The organism is Photobacterium carnosum (genome assembly GCF_002849605.1).
Lineage (GTDB): Bacteria > Pseudomonadota > Gammaproteobacteria > Enterobacterales > Vibrionaceae > Photobacterium > Photobacterium carnosum.
Genome location: NZ_NPIB01000002.1, coordinates 1 through 16,557, shown reverse-complemented (window position 1 = coordinate 16,557; position 16,557 = coordinate 1). Strand labels below are relative to the sequence as shown.

19 protein-coding genes are annotated in these 16,557 nt (G+C 35.3%); 6 read left to right on the top strand and 13 right to left on the bottom strand.

Translation table 11 applies throughout. The annotated features are described in order from the left end of the window. The first annotated feature begins 261 nt into the window (after positions 1-261). The 6 genes from CIK00_RS02770 (at position 262) to CIK00_RS02745 (ending at position 4,989) form a co-directional block, all read left to right on the top strand. Positions 262-1,041: a recombinase RecT gene (locus CIK00_RS02770; RefSeq protein WP_101767406.1), complete on the top strand. Its 780-nt coding sequence runs from the start codon at positions 262-264 to the stop codon at positions 1,039-1,041. A 21-nt stretch (positions 1,042-1,062) separates the two neighbouring features. Continuing rightward, complete coding sequence (locus CIK00_RS02765) at positions 1,063-2,151, top strand: recombinase RecT (RefSeq protein WP_101767405.1); 1,089 nt, start codon at positions 1,063-1,065, stop codon at positions 2,149-2,151. An 87-nt stretch (positions 2,152-2,238) separates the two neighbouring features. Beyond that, positions 2,239-3,219 (top strand): recombinase RecT, encoded by a 981-nt coding sequence (locus CIK00_RS02760; protein WP_101767404.1) that lies wholly within the window; start codon positions 2,239-2,241, stop codon positions 3,217-3,219. Positions 3,220-3,296: 77 nt separating this feature from the next. Beyond that, the gene (locus tag CIK00_RS02755) at positions 3,297-3,593 is read left to right on the top strand and encodes a hypothetical protein (RefSeq protein ID WP_101767403.1); all 297 of its coding nucleotides are present in this window, start codon (positions 3,297-3,299) and stop codon (positions 3,591-3,593) included. 72 nt (positions 3,594-3,665) lie between these two features. Beyond that, on the top strand, positions 3,666-4,235 hold the full coding sequence (locus CIK00_RS02750) for a hypothetical protein (RefSeq protein ID WP_101767402.1): 570 nt from the start codon (positions 3,666-3,668) through the stop codon (positions 4,233-4,235). Positions 4,236-4,305: 70 nt separating this feature from the next. Further along, complete coding sequence (locus CIK00_RS02745) at positions 4,306-4,989, top strand: DUF2913 family protein (RefSeq protein ID WP_101767401.1); 684 nt, start codon at positions 4,306-4,308, stop codon at positions 4,987-4,989. A 113-nt stretch (positions 4,990-5,102) separates the two neighbouring features. Here the strand turns inward: CIK00_RS02745 and CIK00_RS02740 are convergent, their stop codons facing one another. The 13 genes from CIK00_RS02740 to CIK00_RS02680 all read right to left on the bottom strand — a co-directional run. After that, positions 5,103-5,978 (bottom strand): hypothetical protein, encoded by an 876-nt coding sequence (locus CIK00_RS02740; protein WP_101767400.1) that lies wholly within the window; start codon positions 5,976-5,978, stop codon positions 5,103-5,105. Positions 5,979-6,072: 94 nt separating this feature from the next. Beyond that, positions 6,073-6,942, bottom strand: coding sequence for a hypothetical protein (locus CIK00_RS02735; RefSeq protein WP_101767399.1), 870 nt, complete (start codon positions 6,940-6,942; stop codon positions 6,073-6,075). Between the two features lie 210 nt (positions 6,943-7,152). After that, complete coding sequence (locus CIK00_RS02730; RefSeq protein WP_101767398.1) at positions 7,153-7,662, bottom strand: hypothetical protein; 510 nt, start codon at positions 7,660-7,662, stop codon at positions 7,153-7,155. A gap of 105 nt (positions 7,663-7,767) precedes the next feature. Next, complete coding sequence (locus CIK00_RS02725) at positions 7,768-8,664, bottom strand: hypothetical protein (protein WP_101767397.1); 897 nt, start codon at positions 8,662-8,664, stop codon at positions 7,768-7,770. A gap of 92 nt (positions 8,665-8,756) precedes the next feature. Then, positions 8,757-9,719 (bottom strand): hypothetical protein, encoded by a 963-nt coding sequence (locus tag CIK00_RS02720; protein WP_101767396.1) that lies wholly within the window; start codon positions 9,717-9,719, stop codon positions 8,757-8,759. A 90-nt stretch (positions 9,720-9,809) separates the two neighbouring features. Next, complete coding sequence (locus CIK00_RS02715) at positions 9,810-10,769, bottom strand: hypothetical protein (RefSeq protein ID WP_101767395.1); 960 nt, start codon at positions 10,767-10,769, stop codon at positions 9,810-9,812. 101 nt (positions 10,770-10,870) lie between these two features. After that, complete coding sequence (locus CIK00_RS02710) at positions 10,871-11,422, bottom strand: hypothetical protein (protein ID WP_101767394.1); 552 nt, start codon at positions 11,420-11,422, stop codon at positions 10,871-10,873. 104 nt (positions 11,423-11,526) lie between these two features. After that, on the bottom strand, positions 11,527-12,135 hold the full coding sequence (locus CIK00_RS02705; RefSeq protein WP_144043130.1) for a hypothetical protein: 609 nt from the start codon (positions 12,133-12,135) through the stop codon (positions 11,527-11,529). Positions 12,136-12,217: 82 nt separating this feature from the next. Further along, the gene (locus CIK00_RS02700) at positions 12,218-12,661 is read right to left on the bottom strand and encodes a hypothetical protein (RefSeq protein ID WP_101767392.1); all 444 of its coding nucleotides are present in this window, start codon (positions 12,659-12,661) and stop codon (positions 12,218-12,220) included. Between the two features lie 90 nt (positions 12,662-12,751). Beyond that, a complete protein-coding gene (locus CIK00_RS02695) occupies positions 12,752-13,018 on the bottom strand; it encodes a hypothetical protein (protein ID WP_101767391.1) in 267 nt (88 codons plus the stop codon). 478 nt (positions 13,019-13,496) lie between these two features. Next, positions 13,497-14,660, bottom strand: a complete 1,164-nt coding sequence (locus tag CIK00_RS02690; protein WP_101767390.1) for a DUF7146 domain-containing protein — start codon at positions 14,658-14,660, stop codon at positions 13,497-13,499. A 155-nt stretch (positions 14,661-14,815) separates the two neighbouring features. Beyond that, positions 14,816-15,079 (bottom strand): hypothetical protein, encoded by a 264-nt coding sequence (locus CIK00_RS02685; protein WP_101767389.1) that lies wholly within the window; start codon positions 15,077-15,079, stop codon positions 14,816-14,818. A 120-nt stretch (positions 15,080-15,199) separates the two neighbouring features. Then, the coding region (locus tag CIK00_RS02680) for a vWA domain-containing protein (protein WP_144043129.1) at positions 15,200-16,557 on the bottom strand (1,358 nt) is incomplete at its 5' end.

Below are 16,557 nucleotides of genomic sequence, written 5' to 3'. Positions count from 1 at the left end.
TAAATAATCACACCAAAAAGGAACATAGATAAATAGTAAATTCGGCCAACAATAGCTATAAATGGAATGATTTAATCGTGGGAAATTGATCCTATATAAAAGGCCGATTGGTAATATTTACCAATCGGCCTTGTCGTTACTTAACTACGATAAAAAAATTGTCACTTACACACAGTGATCATTTGAGCTTTAATTTTTAAGGGGTAGCGCATACAAAAAACCATGTAAAACTGGATACAGATATTTACAGGGCATATAAAAATGGCACATACAGAAATACAATCTCTGATTAACGGGTTCATTGAACCGTTACGTAAAGAGCAATGCTACACCAATGAAAAAACATTGGCTCACGAACTCTTTGAATTAGAAAAGGCTTTAACCAAAAGCGTAGCTAAAGGCTCGTTACTTCATAAGGCTACAGAAAATAGCTTATTCAAATGCGTAGTTAATACCGCAAAACTCAAACTAAGCCTACGGGCATCACTTAACGAAGTTAAGATCGTTGGTATTAATGATCGCATCACTAATAGCGTTGAAGCTAAGTTGATGGTTTCAGCGACAGGCATGGCTCGGGCATTAAACCGTTCTAATGCAGGATTTACGATTGAAGCATTAAAAATCGTTTTTAGTGATGAAGAAGTTAGCTGGAATGGCTGTACTGAGGAATCTATTTTAGCCGAACGTTATACATTGCCAACCTCGCAACTCAAAGGAAGCGTTATGGGCAGCGTGGCTGTTATTGCTAGTGAAAACACAAAAATGGTTATCACTGTCACAGCGGAAGAAATTTTAGAACTGGCTCGATTAAACGGTATGACCGGGAATCAGATTAATACTGAGTTTTTCCTTGTTCACACATTAAAACGAGTGCTTAAAAACTTAGTTACTAATAATGAATCAGTACAACTTCTTGCTGAAATAGCGGGAGAGCTTGATGAATTTTTATTCCAGAATAAGAATTCTTCTAAGTATTCTTCTAAGTATTTCAAAACAGAAAGTATTGACCAATCACGTCAACACATCATTGATAATCAATAATATTACAACGAGATAGCAAAAATGACCTCACAGCTAATTTTTAATCAGTCAGCAGAAAAAGTTAAAGCAGATTTTAATGAAATCGTAGCAAATCATCATCATAACTTAGACTTTGACCGCGAATGCGAACACCTAAAGCGTATCATCATTAGTTCAGCACAAGATCATGAACAAGTATCACTTTATGAGGTTGATACAGACCAACTTTGTACTATTTTGTTAGAGACAGCGGCACTTGGCTTAACTCTTTCCCCTGCACTTGGCCATGTACTTGTAAAAGGTGAGCTTAACGACTTTATCCCAACGGCAAAAATATATGTTACTTATAAGGGGATGCAACAACTCTCATTTAGCACAGGGAACCTATTAGCTATTAATGCTTGGGTTGTACACGAAAATGATCGGGTAAAGGTTACAAATACATCCGAAGAACCAATTATTGAAATCGATAACCTATTCATGGGGAGAGGTGACGTTGTAGGAGCATTTTGTACTCTAAAATTAATAGATGGCACTTGTTTAACTTCTAATATGACAATAGCCGAGCTAGATGCTATTGCTGAAATGAGTGGTAATGAGGGTTGGTTTGGTCCATTTAAAAATGAGTACCGTCGTAAACAAGTGATCAAGCGGGCTCTATCGACATTCTATTCACAATATTGTGACTATATCATTGATGCAGATAAATATTTTTCAGAATACGAAGACAAAATAAATATTGATAAAGCAGATAATGCCGATCATAGGACGCCAGCAGAAATAGCAATGAATTGGAATAGTTCTAAGCGTACAGAATCTAATAACGAGGCTTTGCCAACAGTCGTCATCGAAGATGCTGTAGTAACCGAAGATGCTGTAGTAACCGAAGATGCTGTAGTCATCGAAGATGCTGTAGTAACCGAAGATGCTGTAGTAACCGAAGATGCTGTAGTCATCGAAGATGCTGTAGTAACCGAAGATGCTGTAGTAACCGAAGATGCTGTAGAACGATTAGCTCAAGAACAACAAGAAGCTATGCGACCACTTACTGAAAATGAACCTGACGATTTCAAAGTTATTAAACCTGAATCTATTCAAGTTGTTGATTCATTCTATGATTTTGATGAGTAGTAGTAAGCCAATAACGACAAGTGTGCGGTTGCGCGACTCAAGACTCATGTAACAATAAACCTATAGTTAATTAGCGAGATATTACTTATGAATCCGTTTGAACGTGAAGTTAGTTACATGAGAGTCAAAACCCCATTATGGTCAGCCTCTAATACACAACCAAAACAATCTGATCTAGAAAAAGAAAAGGCAGCTAAATACACAAATAAAAGCAGCTCAGTACAAAGTCCTATTCAGCAGCAGCGCCCTATTCAGCAACAGCAACAGCAACGCCCTATTCAGCAACAGCAACGCCCTATTCAGCAACAGCAGCGCCCTAAGCAGCAACAAGTACCATTAGTATCCCCATTCTTGGCTCCGTTTGACGCGATAGAACAATCACAGGAAATATTTACTGCTCATAATCAGCAATATAAGAGTATTAATGGATCAGCTTTAACATTCAAAGAAGAAGCTCTATATGCCAGAAACATCATTCTTGATAATTACAATAGCGCATCCGACAAAAAATATGCCCTTGCGTCAGCCACAGTCGATAGTGTTCAACGGGCACTGTATATGGCGGCTACCGTTGGATTATCACTTAATCCAATAAAAAAACATGCGTATCTTGTACCTCGATTCAATAAAAACAGTGGACGATTAGAGTGCCACCTTGAGCCTTCATATCGCGGGTTAGAATACATTGCTTTTCGAGCCGGCATTCTCAAAAAAGTACATTGTGTGCTTGTTTACGCAAAAGATAAATTCGAATGGATTAATGAATGTGAACGTCCTCGTCACGAATTTAATCCCTTCCATGGGCAAAAGGAACGCGGTCAATTTGTTGGTGGTTATTGTATTGCCGACTTTAACGATCAGACGCAACACATATCATTTGCTACAGCAGGAACAATATCTCTTTGCCAAAGCGTTAGTCTATACGATGGTATATGGAACAAATGGCAAGATAAAATGAGAGAAAAAACAATTATTAAGCAAGCTTTTGGTGAATGGCCTTTGTTTGATCCTTGCGTCACAGCATTAAGTTCATATTTTAATGCGTGTGATGAAGAAGTTTTAAATTAACAATTTTATTTTTACGCTGGCAGTTTATCGGGTATAAATTGTCAGCCACTTACGATTTATTTAGGGACACATGAAAAATGGTTACACCAGAAAATGCGAGTAAAATCATTGCAGAACATCTACGTGATATATTAGTAAAATGCAATTATAAATCCAACAACGATGCTGAACTTATATTGGCACTCGTAATAAAAGAAACAAGTCGTGCATTAAGAGTAGCGGTCGGTGATGATAGTGCCGACAAAGCCATCTCAATAGCGATTGATGCTTCCAAGAGGTCATCAGAGAAAGATAACCCCTACTCTCTTACAAATTTAAAGAGAAGAGGATTCACTGAAGCTCAAATTTTAAATGCACCAGAAATAATTCAATAAATCGTCATTGCATTACAAATAATATAATATGCTTCAATTATTTTAGTTAATGTACAGGCTTATCATCTAATTATGATTCATGATTTATTTACGTCATTATTTCTAATTCTAGTCGTGTTGTTTGTTATTGATATAGGTATTCGTATTAGCCATATTATCGTAGCTAAACAACAACAAAAGCTACTCATTAAAGAAGACATTAAGGTAGCCACAAATAAAACATTTGAAAAAGATTACCTAAAAAAACCAGTTTATGACTGTGAGGCTACCTGGCACCTTTTCAACGGAATAATTGCGCAGATGGGTGCTACATACAACATCCAGTTTGGTACAGCTCTATCATCGATGGTAAAACGTACAGATAATAAGGACATTGAAGATAGTGTGCTGGACATTTGTATTATCGACCCACGAACACTAAAAGTAGTTGCTGTTATTGTTATATCACAATCAGGGATTTATTCGACCACCAGCAAGAAAGAACGTCGAATCATTGAATTACTTAACTTCGTTAACATCCCTGCGCTAACGATCAAAAAGCAAGATTTCTATTCTATAAATGAAATATGCGCAGAAGTTATGGACGCCATTGATATTATGTCGTCATTAAACAACGATAAAAATGACCAATCATTCTACTAGCCTCTTGCGCGTTCGATAATTACTGTACAATAGGATCTATCATGTTTATTTACGTACTATCAGGTTTAATATGACCACCATCAATTACAGTGATGCTATCAGCCATTGTGCATTTTGCGGCTTAGTCGCCTTATCTACAGCTCGCCAAGATAATAAAATTAAAAATCGTATTGCCGCTAATAAATTTTTATCAAACTGGGCGCACAGAGCCATCAAGGAACGTCGATTTCCCAGTATTATTACACCAGAACTCACCTCGATTGCGGCAACAGGACACAGAAATGCAGTAGTGGCTAATGTTGAGCGTGTATTACAAAACATCTGGAATGGTTTTAACTCTGAAGAAAAACGGATAGATAACCTTCCCCAGAAGATGAACGACCGAATATCTAATGCCTTCAATGAATTAAAAATATCAGATTGGTCTGCGACTTATGCCTACGAACAAGATTGGTCTAAAGGTGGTTTTAAGCCCAACGGATTAAAAAATGTTTTTATCATTAAAGATCATGCAGAACTCTTTGATAAAAACGGTCAGCTTTCAGATAACTTTATTCACGTTTTTATCGTCCTACCACCGACGTCAAATAAAGAAGCAACCAAGCTGAAGATGGAGGTTGTAGACGCGCTTTATAAACATGGTATTTTAGTTTACTCACCACAAACATGCATTCATGAGCGGTGTCATCAGTATTTATTCGAGATCTGGCCTTTTAATAAAAAACCCAACGAATTACCAGTCCGACCATCGTAAGTTAACCACTCCAAAAAATGGGCAAAAAAAAAGTCGAGTTACCTTCTCCCCATGCGGGAAGTATAGTAACTCGACTTATTCAAACCAGACTTAAAACAGTGAAGTTTGATAATTTATGCCAATGTGACCGCACGCCAAAAACTAACACTTTCTTCCTCTCTTTGTTGTTTAGCTTCGATTTCTATCTTTGCTATATAACGAGATTGGAAAAAAATATCGCGTTCAGGTCGTTCAATTCCCATGATCCGTCTCCCTTCGGAAATTAGATCAGCGAATAATTCGACATATTCTTTATATATGAAATGAAACAACTTTTCATCAGATAATGACTTATCACAGATCACCGAAGATATAGTGGTCTGACAAACAATTGAATATTCTTCACATTCAGGTTTGCGTTTTAATAGAGTCACCTCAGAATCAAGGTACATTTCTTTTCCATCGATAAAACTACGTATTTGGCTCATGTTAAATACTTCATTCTCAGGATCATGGAATAGATATAAATCCTCACAATTTTCCTTTGTAACTTGTATTTTGTAATCACCGAATGTTCTATCGTAAATAATTTCTGTATCACTTACATTTGCATCATACAAAAAGGCATAACCATCACGCTTAAATGATGATTTAAGGCCCTCAAGTTCGTCAGCAATGCATTCACACAGTGTTTCACAGGCAGTTTCTTGCAATGCCGTTAAGGAATTCGAGCTATATTCAACGCGCTTTCCTCTAACCTTCATTTCAATATATTTACCTGAAGTAATTATTCGTTCAATCGCCTTCACATAGTTGCTATGAGTTTTGGTTAAAAGGCGCTTGGCCGTAGCTATTATTGAATCATTACATAGATAAGTAGAATCCCACCCAACATAATCTGACTGACAATAAGCAATCGACCAATTGATTAAAGTTTCATCTTTATATTCTGCGTAACCAAGAGCCACTAATGAATTAGAGATATAATTTGTGAACATTTTTGCTGTCATTTCATTATTTTCCATAAAAAAGGCAGCATTAAACACCCAAGGGGTAATCAATACTGCCCTTAGGGTTAAGTTAATGTTCTATTTGTTGTTACGCTTAGTCAATACCAAGTGATCGCCACGCACGTAATTCATCAATCGATAATACGCACTTACAATCTAAATTTTCCTTTACTAGACCTTGTACGTCTCGTTCTTCCATGACCATTTCATGCAAACAATCACGAATAATTGGCATATTTAATTTAACAATATCTTCGTAACTTGAACCGCACTGAGATTTAATAATACGAGACTGAAAATCTGCAATACCAGTTATATTAAGACCATAAAATTCAATATCAATATCCATGCACACTAAACGAGAACCTCCGTTTTGGCATAGTTGTTTCATTGTTTTTTTAGATAGCCCAAATATTTCATCACAAGCATCACAATAGACATCGACACGACAGCCTGTGAGTATGTGCTGTTTGACCAAATAGCGTTCATGTTTAAGTGTTGTATTATTAATAAAATTATTAATCAACTTAATACTTGATTTGACAATTTTATCAATATCAGTATCCATAAACATACAGGCATTTTTACAGACGACCCAATCAGGACTACCGACAGGAACCTCACTATTAATGCCGGCATTAAAATCGACAAACTCCAGCTTACTATTAAATACAAATTCAACAATTTCCTTTAACTTCATGACATGATGAAAAGTCTTAATATTTTTAGTCTGTTCAAACCATTTAGCCATAAGTCGCACGAATCCCATTTCAGACATCTTTATCTCAGGAAAATGAATATCGGTGACGTAGCCATGTGAATCAACAGTAAAACTCAATTTGTCATCATTAGCGATATCAAAATAGCCTTGGTCACGGAACATATCCAAAACAAGATTGATTACGGGTTGGTTGCGTTTATAGTTAAAAGAATTTGTTTCGAATTTAGCGTTAGTAGTTAACATTTTTATCTTTCCTAGTAGTTGTTCAATCAGGAATCATGAATAAGACACACGAGAACGCTTCATAAATCATAAAGAGATATAAAGAGTTATAATGTGGTTATTCATGACTAATATTGAATACCTAATAAAAATCAATGCTGACTTAATAAAGACAACAAGGTTAAAAGGTACTTATTAGTAATTCCTTTGATAGTTAATGTAGTATGTGGATTACAGTTCAAGAGAAATGGAGTTACCTATAAACATTGCCTTACGCTCTTGTTGAGACATATATAGATGTTTATATATTGGGCTATGTACCATGCGATTGAACATTGGAGGGCAATAATCACCATCAGAACGTTCCAGTACACTTTCCATAGCCGTGATAGCTTCATCCAAGTCAAACTCCATCACTGAGTAATAAGTATTGGCAATAATATCTCCAACTACAATTTCTAGTGTTGGATCATAATATTTAGCACCCACTTTTATCCACGCGTGTTCAATTGGTAAAATTGATGAGCAGACGCACATACCAAGAACGTATTTAACATCCTCGGTTGTGGTCTGAATCAATCGTTGTAAAAGCTTAAATGAGTTGTCATAGCATTGCTTTGGTTTAACAATACATTCAGCCACATCACGGACAAAATTCGTCATGGGACTAATTGAAACCTCAGCCAACATCTCACTTTTAATACCGGTTGACATTAATATGAACTTTTCTAGATTAGACATGTTTCTATACTCCAATTAGCAAAATTATTACTTAAATAGGCGTACAGAAACACCATTAGGCGTTTTATACACCTAATAGGTAATGTTATTTTTATAGTTAACGAATTAGAATGTTAATGATCCCCAAAACAGATCATTACCATTCAATTCTGATTTTTCATCAGTTACCTGGACTTGTTGCCGAGGTAAGACTAAACGTGCTTTTTTAATGGCTGTAATTAACAAACGACGAAATATAACCGTTGAACAGCGTACTTCATCGCTTATTGACTCAAAGCCATTTCGAGCAGCTTCTCCAATTAGTTCATTATTATGAAAAATTTGGCAACTGTATCGACACGGAGCAATATTCATTTCTAAAATATTTTTTACACGAGCACTCGTTAATGAGTTTATATCCGTATAATCCACATCTGTAAGATCAAAATAACGCCCCTCTACTTCTAGTCGCACTGTTACGTTAGCCGTCTTGATAAGACGCTTAGCCAGTATTTGTTGGTTCATAGCATTTAAATTACAAACCGAAATGACAAAATCCTTAACATAATTATTTATGTTTCTAGCTATACTGCACATGAGATAACGCATCAAACTAAATGCACGTTCTAACTGTGTAATATTGCATTTGCCATATCTCTGTTTATTTACCCACTCGCCATCAGTACAAAAAGTAAATTGTTCATTCATGAAACAAGATGCCTTAATACCAACTCTGACCATTTCATCAACTAATTCTTGAGTGCTATCGCTCATAGATAAGACCATTGCACATAAAAAACGCACGTAATCTTCGTCTAGTAGAACGGGGGTTGATGGGTAAATTTCAACATATTTTAAAACATAAAAAGACGTGTCATCGTACATATTGACCTTTATGCCAAAGTCAGCCACATCGAATAGTTGTTTTAAAGACGCATATTCATTCATAACAAATTGAGACACATGAGCACGAATGATAAGACCTAATTCATCTAAATATTCTTCTTTATTCTCAATAAACATATTTGTATTCCTCTAGTTCCAATTTTTAAATGTAAAAACAGGAATACAGATACCGATAGGTAAGAGTATTACCTGTCGGTATGTTTTATTTATTAGTTATAATCATTGTTACAATTATCTCTATAACATCCATCGCCAAGAAGGTAATGGGTTAAAGAGCTAATAGTACGAAGATACAGGACCAAGCAAACTACGAACTGAATTGGATCGAGAACATTAACGAAAGTTCCTCCCAAAAATGTTCTTTCAAACACTGCAGCTGTTATTTGCATAAATACCAATGTAAACATATAAAAGAAAAATATTATTACCGGGTTACATTTGCACATGATAAAAATACGCTTATGAAAACGTTGTTCCATCGAAGCAAAATCGCCACTGTATTTATCATTTTCTTCAATATAACGGGTATTATTGGTCATGTATGGCATAGCCACTAGGTTCTTAATCGCTTTTTTACGAGCTATAAAACTAAGAATAGTGGCGTTAAAATCTGCCTTTAGGTCGCGTTCAAAATATTGCTGATAGTTTGCAATAATATTTTTTGCTTCCGTAATTATCTTCGGGTCTATTAACGAGTTACTTTTTGTAGATGAAATCTTATTAAGGATACCCTCAAAAACATCATCTAAAAGCTCATTGCGTTTATCAGCAGACATATCTCTATGCGAAGCTGAGTAAATAACGCTATAAATCACTCGCATTTGCCACATGTAAGAAGATTCGAAGTATTGGTCTAACGTTTCTTTATATTTATCTCGATACAAATTTAATTCTGTCATTAAAACAGGATTAACATAATTATGAGATGTTCTAAGAATTACGTCACACATGTCAGTAAAATTAGCTACGATCGTCATTTCTTCATCATATGAATAAACTGAATCACCATTGCTCTGTTGAATAGAATCACAGCAGTCTAAACAAATAAACTCACATTCTTGTGAAGGTGTGTGTATTGTATTTGCACTACCACAAACAGGACAACAATATGGCTTTTCAATTGTATGGTCATCGTTGAAAATTTTATTATCAATAGTGTTAAAGTTGGTCATTGTATTTCTCCAAAGTTTTAATATGGGTAAATACATGACCCATAAGGGAAGTATTTACCCTTAGGTTATGTTGTTTGTTACTTACGAGGATTAAAAAGAAAGAGTGCTCCAATAACCGTCATTAAATGGTTCGGCCTTTGGCTCAATCTCTTCTAATTCCTTCTCAATTACGACTGTTTTTTGCGTTTTTGGATTGATTAATCTAGCACCAGAAAATACTTTTTTTCTTAAATATTTAACATCAGTATTATTTGGTAAATCGCCTATTAAATTAGATTCAATAGTCACTCCACCAAGTACGCTATCTGTCACAATCTCATCATCAATAAACAGTGCAGCATGGACATCAAGATTCATTATCAATGGATTTAATAACATTTTTTCCGCAAAACATTCTAAATTAGCATCAGAATAAAGTGATATGCTATTAAACTCACAAGGTATTGCTGTTAATGTATATCTATAATTTCCTATCACTCGATCCTTCAACAATATAGACCCATCTTGGTTTTCTACATCAACAAAATGCAGACATAACTCCAAAATAAAACGAGTTAAATCATCATAAAAAGCACATGTCATCGTTGCATAGATTTGCGTGATTCGTGATGCCAATTTATTGATAAAAGCACGTTCAGCTATAGGGTTATTAATATATAAAGATGCGGGAGCAATAATAGGAGGCGTTATCGTCGTTGTTAACTGTTTAGCGACACTACCATCTTTTCCACGATGCAACATTACACAAAGATTTGAAAACCACCTTTTATATGCTGCATCCACTGGAACATCCATTATTGATAGAATCTTCTTTAACTCTTTCTGGTCTAGCTGTTTATCAGTTGCTATATCATTAAACGGACAAGCATTTAATAATATTGCGGCGTTAGATTTAGGATCAAATTTAACACTTATCGCTTTTGCATCTAATCGAGTAGCCAATAAAGAGTATCTTTTCTGGTCCAAAAGAACTTTAGCAGCAAAAGGAACGAATACTTCTATTACATCGATTGAGTGTTGAGTGATTGAAGGTAAGTTACAAAGGTTCATTTTTATTTCCTCTAAGGTAAAAATACAGCGAGGAAACGATACCAACAAGGTAAGGTTTACCAAGCGGTATGTAAGTAAATATATAGGTTGTGCTATGCGTGTTACCGTATGTTATTTATAAAAGAGTTCTCATATTGGAGCAATTTAACAAATGAAATAAGATAACTAACAGCAAATAATACGACCATGAATAAATCAAAATTTGTTAATGATGTATCCCCAAAAAAATATTCCTGAATTGTTCCTGTAATTAATTGGCTAGCAATAAAAATAACAAAATGAACAATAAATAAATTTATCGGATTAAATTTAGACATAATAAATAACTCACGAAAATATGGATTACCTATTTTTGCATCTAATTCATCAAAAAATAACTTTAGGTCTACTCTCTTATCATCTGTTGTAAGTGCATTACGAATATTACGAGCTTTACGAGCTTTACGAGCTATAACATAACGTTCTAAGGACTCTTTAAAAAGTATCTTAGGATCCGTTTGCTGGCGTAACACTTTAGTATTTTTCATAATGAATAATTTAATATCAGTTAATACGATAGGATCGAGATAACTGTTATTAACCCAGACGATAGATTCGCATTTATCTTCAAGCAATTGATTAATTTCTTGTGTTTTGCATAGATTGGCTGTCATTGCTTTTATTCCTAATAAAAATCACAAGGGATAGCAATGATCACCACCTATAAAAAGGGATAATTATTAACCCTTGTTAGGTATGGTTGTATGTGCGTTACGATTTAATGGTTTGTGAGGGTGTTTAGCTTGTTGATGGAGTTAAACATTAGCGTATGCATAATATCATTTTCACCTTCAAACCATTTTACCCACTCTTGCCAAAAAATCGGTGTTGTTCCCATATCTGCCTTCATAAATGTTTTACTTGTTACGTTAACATCAGATAAGACTCGTTCAATAGCATTGATAAGGCTAATAGCTGTATCGTAAGAATGAACGTTAATAGGCGCTTTATTTATAAGTGGGGTTACTTCATTAGGTGTTATTTCGACTAAATCATCTTTCGAAGTATCAACTAAAAAGTAACGGGCCGTCTTATCTCCTTTCATGTACATATCAATGAAATGAGTATTCGCACCGATTTCTAACGGAAACAATAAACAACCAGACTCACGTAATAACCATACATACTTCTTACCTAAACCATATTTCTTCAATATTTTAAAATCGAGAGCAATATCGTCTTTGTAATATTTAGGTAGAGCTATTGAGTCAGATAATTGTTGCATTTTAATCACTAAATCATCAAATGTTGTGTTTGTGCCATGTATACCTAAATCACTAAAATTAGAGGTATTAATTGCATTCACAGTTGAGTTGTTAATCATCATGTTTCTCCAAGTGTTATGTTATGCACATACAGAAAAACACGATCCATAGGGATTGGTTTTTCCGTATGGCAGTGGTTATGGTTTATTTTTTAGGGAATTGCAGTTTTTTATCGAGTTCTTCAAGATTAGCAATTTTTATCTTCAGTTTTGCTGGAGTATTGTTAATTGATAAAACCTTATTTTCAGCGTTTCGTACATTATCTCTTGCTGTATTTTTCATTGATTTATTAATGTACAGCTTATGTAATTCTACGTGCTCTTTTTCTAAGGCATAAAAAAATTCAAGATCCCTATAAGTAGTCAATAATTCCTTTACTAACTTTTTCTTGTCTAAAAATTTTAGTGCCAATTTATAAGTAACATAAACGGGAACCACAGGGACAAGAATCGGTTTTAGATACTCCATAATTCCAACAAAATAAGGCTTAATTACTGGTAAGTAATGAATAGCGATTACTGTATAGTCGTATAGAGTTTGTAAAATTACTGATACTTCATTTGTAATTGTCGTAGCGTTAATAATCATAATTTTTTCCTTTGGTATATGACGCATCAAAAAGGAAAAGACTTATGATCCCATAGGATATAAATGCTATATCCGATGGATGCTAGTTAATTAATTTTTTACCTCTACGTTAACAATATTCAATAATTTAAGACGACGAGAAATAGATTCAAGTGAATGTCTTAACTCTTGTAGGTTGTCATTGTATAGGTATGTTGGGTGTTTTAGATTTGCGTTTAGTAAAGCAGTATCAAGATCATTGGTAACGTTACTAATGTTATCAATTTCAATACCATCTCCACATAACAAATCTGAGTTATGTAAATCATCACTATCTAAATCGAACATGGTTGATTGAGATAAGTTTTGATTATTCATATTTATAGTCCAATTAATCACTAAAAAAGATCACTAAAAACATCAATATGAAGCTAAAAGTAAGACTTTATTACGTGATAGTTAGTTATATTTATTAAAAGCATTGTGCGATTAATAAACAGGTTAGTTATAAACATTTTTATAGTAGTTGTTTATATGGCTACTCAAACGAACATATTAAGATGAAAAGATATCATATAAATATGGACGCGAACTCTTTCTTAAAACACCATCAATGACCCAAAAAGAAATTGGTTTGATGAAAGTAGTTAAACTTTTAGTGATGATAAGATTGAGGATTGATTTCAATAAAGCCGGTATGTGGCTTACTCAAAAATACACTTAATAAAGTGCCCTTTTGAGTAAACCACTGATTAAGTAAGACCGAAAAATCGGATCACTTAATCAATGGGGCATTTGTTGTGGCTGAATAACAACAAAATGACTGACTACGTTAAATACGTATTTACTTTTCACACTACATGCAATCTACGGCAAATTCCTCATCTAAAAAGATAGGGAATGCATCAGCCCCGTAATCTCGATATACATCTAGCCAATCTACAGATTTTTCACCTTGCGGAATACTTTGCTCTGGTAACATCACTTGAACTGAATATCCCTCCCCTGCCAATTTTTCAGCTAACGTGTTAGCTGTATTTTGACCAGTATTAGAGACATCTTTATCAGCCCATATAATGATAATTGTATTTTCACGATTAACACCTTGTACGTTTATGCCCTCGGCCATCCCTAATAAGGTGGCAGAGAAATAAGGACGCATAGGCATACCAGTTGCTTCACGTATAGCTAAGGCTGTTTCAATTCCCTCGCAGTATCCAAGGACCGAACATTGAACCCCGCCTTCGCCAGTAAACGTTGCAGGTTGGTCTAATTTAATATACCCACCTCTAATGTCCCATGGTGGAGACATCATTAGTTTACAATTACTCTCTTGGGCTTTCGCACCATTATTGAGGAATATACGATGGAGCGTACAATTATTACCTTTCACATCCACAAACGTTCCAATTAATGCTGAGTACCAAGGACTGCGATTATCACCCTCTTCTCTTAGACTAACTGGGTACCGAATGTGGTTCGTATAGCGCAAGTCATGCGGAAGTTTAGAGAAATCCCCTTTTAGACCTCGGCTACGTAAATAGGCGTGGACTTCAGGAGCGTGTGCTGCAGGTATAGATGATTGGGCAACCACTCGAACTCTATTCATTCGATATGCCCGTTCTTCTTCTGAACAGTGTTCTTCCCTTACTTTTTGCATTTCTTGTTGTTTCCACCGAACCTGATTATCTGAAACTTGGCCTATATTTCCACCAAGAATATCGATAATGTGATTCATAGCTTCCCCTTTGCTAGATCCCTCTAACCAACTAATAACATCAATACCATCCGGCATAGCGCCTTCATCGTTATGATACGCACCTCCTGTTTGAATCCAGTCTTTAAAAAAACGGAATTTAGTGGAAGTACGCTTACTATTAGTTGTGACGGGGCAAGGTACAGCGCGTGGAGCTTTGCACATTGCATCAGCTAACTGTGGATAAGATTGAAACACAACGTCCCACTTACCATCTGCTAACGCTCTAACTTTTTCGATTTTTGAACTTTGTTGACCATACATAATTATTCAACTCCAAAATAAATTAACAAATCACCGGGATTCGTTAAACCTGCTCATAAGGAACCGAAGGCTTAACGAATCCCAGTGAAGCGGTAGATTGCCAAATTTGCGGTAAACAAAATGGCAATCCTCATTTTTTATATTAATAATTGGTATTAGCCAGCAAACGCCTTATCCCATAGAATTAATTTATTAATCTTTTGTTGCTGCTTTTGAGATAATGATGAAATATCTACTGTTCTACGAGTACACATTTCCCATCCGTCCTCTAATCCAGCGATCAATTCCTCTGTAATGCCATTACAACAAATGTATTCAGCATCAATGACTCTTTCTTGACCATTTACTTCACATAAATCGCCAATAAGGAAAGCTCCGTTGCTATACTTCTCAAAATGAAAAATATCTACAGTTCTCATATTTAAATTCCTCCAAGGAGATCGATAAATACGAAAAGGAAAATATGGCCCTAAAGGGAAATATTTACCCTTTAGGTATAATCGATAATAGTTAGTTAGTTAGTTTGGTTGGTTGGTTGGTTATTTTTGATAAACATTACGAATATAACTAAATAGCTGCGGAGCAAGTTCCGAAGCATCATTAATTGAAACGTAAGGTCTATTTTCGAATCCAGCAAGATTATTTAATCCAATACCGACACCAATAACGTCAACATTTGCAGCGTCACAATCATTAAGGACGTCATAAATATTTGCATCACAGGCATCACCATCAGTAATTAAAAAAATCACTTTTTTCGGTTCTTTTCGAACACCAATTCGACTCAAAGCTGTTAATAGCGCTTCGGCTGTTGGTGTTCCGTAATTAGCCATCACATTGAAACTTTTGTTTCTACATGAGCTTATTTTTTCTTTGAATGACTTAGCTACATGAACCTTCAAGCCAGAAGATCCACCTACAGGATAATAAAGAACTTCACATTCAGCACCGCGAATAAACTCAATTGCACTTGCAATCGAAAACGCAGCGATATTTGCCAGTTGCATCGCATATCCATCCATCGATCCGCTTTTATCCACAAGGATCTGAAAAGCGGCGTTAGGAGCTCGATGTGTAGTCTCAACCTGAAAGATTCGACTATTACCACAACTTGCACCCCAGAGTTCACCTGTTGCTATAGTATTACCTGTACGTTCGTAAGAGCGTTCCGTCTTATTACGAGAATACACGATGCTATTAAGCACCTGACGCATACGTTGAGTAACAGGATCAGCGTCTTTTATCCATGATGGTACACCTATAAAACATCTCTCTTTACATACGCCTAATGCAAATGATGGTGTTGTATACTTGCCATTTTTGTCTTTAAATTCATCTTCTACTTCTATTGCTTTCTCTTTTAAAAGTTCTTCTATTTCCTCATGTAAGTCACCAATTAAATCGCCGTCACCAGCATTTAAGGCATCAATGATGTCTTGTGCTGTAGCTTGATTCGATGGTTCTTGTGAGTCATTGTCAGAAGATTGAGAAGAGTCAGTATCAGAAGATTGAGAAGATTTACCGTCAGAATTATCATCAGAGCTATCGCTATCAGAATTATCATCAGAGCTATTGCTATCAGAATTATCGTCAGAGCTATTGCTATCAGAATTATCGTCAGAGCTATTGCTATCAGAATTATCGTCAGAGCTATCGCTATCAGAATTATCATCAGAGCTATCGCTATCAGAATTATCATCAGAGCTATCGCTATCAGAATTATCATCAGAGCTATCGCTATCAGAATTATCATCAGAGCTATCGCTATCAGAATTATCATCAGAGCTATCGCTATCAGAATTATCATCAGAGCTATCGCTATCAGAATTATCATCAGAGCTATCGCTATCAGAATTATCATCAGAGCTATCGCTATCAGAATTATCATCAGAGCTAT

Excerpts from the sequence above, each read along its gene's own strand:
- CIK00_RS02695 (WP_101767391.1), bottom strand. The coding sequence starts at position 13,018 with ATGAATAATCAAAACTTATCTCAATCAACCATGTTCGATTTAGATAGT.
- CIK00_RS02710 (WP_101767394.1), bottom strand. The coding sequence starts at position 11,422 with ATGACAGCCAATCTATGCAAAACACAAGAAATTAATCAATTGCTTGAA.
- CIK00_RS02690 (WP_101767390.1), bottom strand. The coding sequence starts at position 14,660 with ATGTATGGTCAACAAAGTTCAAAAATCGAAAAAGTTAGAGCGTTAGCA.
- CIK00_RS02755 (WP_101767403.1), top strand. The coding sequence starts at position 3,297 with ATGGTTACACCAGAAAATGCGAGTAAAATCATTGCAGAACATCTACGT.
- CIK00_RS02745 (WP_101767401.1), top strand. The coding sequence starts at position 4,306 with ATGACCACCATCAATTACAGTGATGCTATCAGCCATTGTGCATTTTGC.
- CIK00_RS02765 (WP_101767405.1), top strand. The coding sequence starts at position 1,063 with ATGACCTCACAGCTAATTTTTAATCAGTCAGCAGAAAAAGTTAAAGCA.
- CIK00_RS02750 (WP_101767402.1), top strand. The coding sequence starts at position 3,666 with ATGATTCATGATTTATTTACGTCATTATTTCTAATTCTAGTCGTGTTG.
- CIK00_RS02720 (WP_101767396.1), bottom strand. The coding sequence starts at position 9,719 with ATGACCAACTTTAACACTATTGATAATAAAATTTTCAACGATGACCAT.
- CIK00_RS02685 (WP_101767389.1), bottom strand. The coding sequence starts at position 15,079 with ATGAGAACTGTAGATATTTTTCATTTTGAGAAGTATAGCAACGGAGCT.
- CIK00_RS02730 (WP_101767398.1), bottom strand. The coding sequence starts at position 7,662 with ATGTCTAATCTAGAAAAGTTCATATTAATGTCAACCGGTATTAAAAGT.
- CIK00_RS02705 (WP_144043130.1), bottom strand. The coding sequence starts at position 12,135 with ATGATGATTAACAACTCAACTGTGAATGCAATTAATACCTCTAATTTT.
- CIK00_RS02760 (WP_101767404.1), top strand. The coding sequence starts at position 2,239 with ATGAATCCGTTTGAACGTGAAGTTAGTTACATGAGAGTCAAAACCCCA.
- CIK00_RS02740 (WP_101767400.1), bottom strand. The coding sequence starts at position 5,978 with ATGACAGCAAAAATGTTCACAAATTATATCTCTAATTCATTAGTGGCT.
- CIK00_RS02735 (WP_101767399.1), bottom strand. The coding sequence starts at position 6,942 with ATGTTAACTACTAACGCTAAATTCGAAACAAATTCTTTTAACTATAAA.
- CIK00_RS02770 (WP_101767406.1), top strand. The coding sequence starts at position 262 with ATGGCACATACAGAAATACAATCTCTGATTAACGGGTTCATTGAACCG.
- CIK00_RS02725 (WP_101767397.1), bottom strand. The coding sequence starts at position 8,664 with ATGTTTATTGAGAATAAAGAAGAATATTTAGATGAATTAGGTCTTATC.
- CIK00_RS02715 (WP_101767395.1), bottom strand. The coding sequence starts at position 10,769 with ATGAACCTTTGTAACTTACCTTCAATCACTCAACACTCAATCGATGTA.
- CIK00_RS02700 (WP_101767392.1), bottom strand. The coding sequence starts at position 12,661 with ATGATTATTAACGCTACGACAATTACAAATGAAGTATCAGTAATTTTA.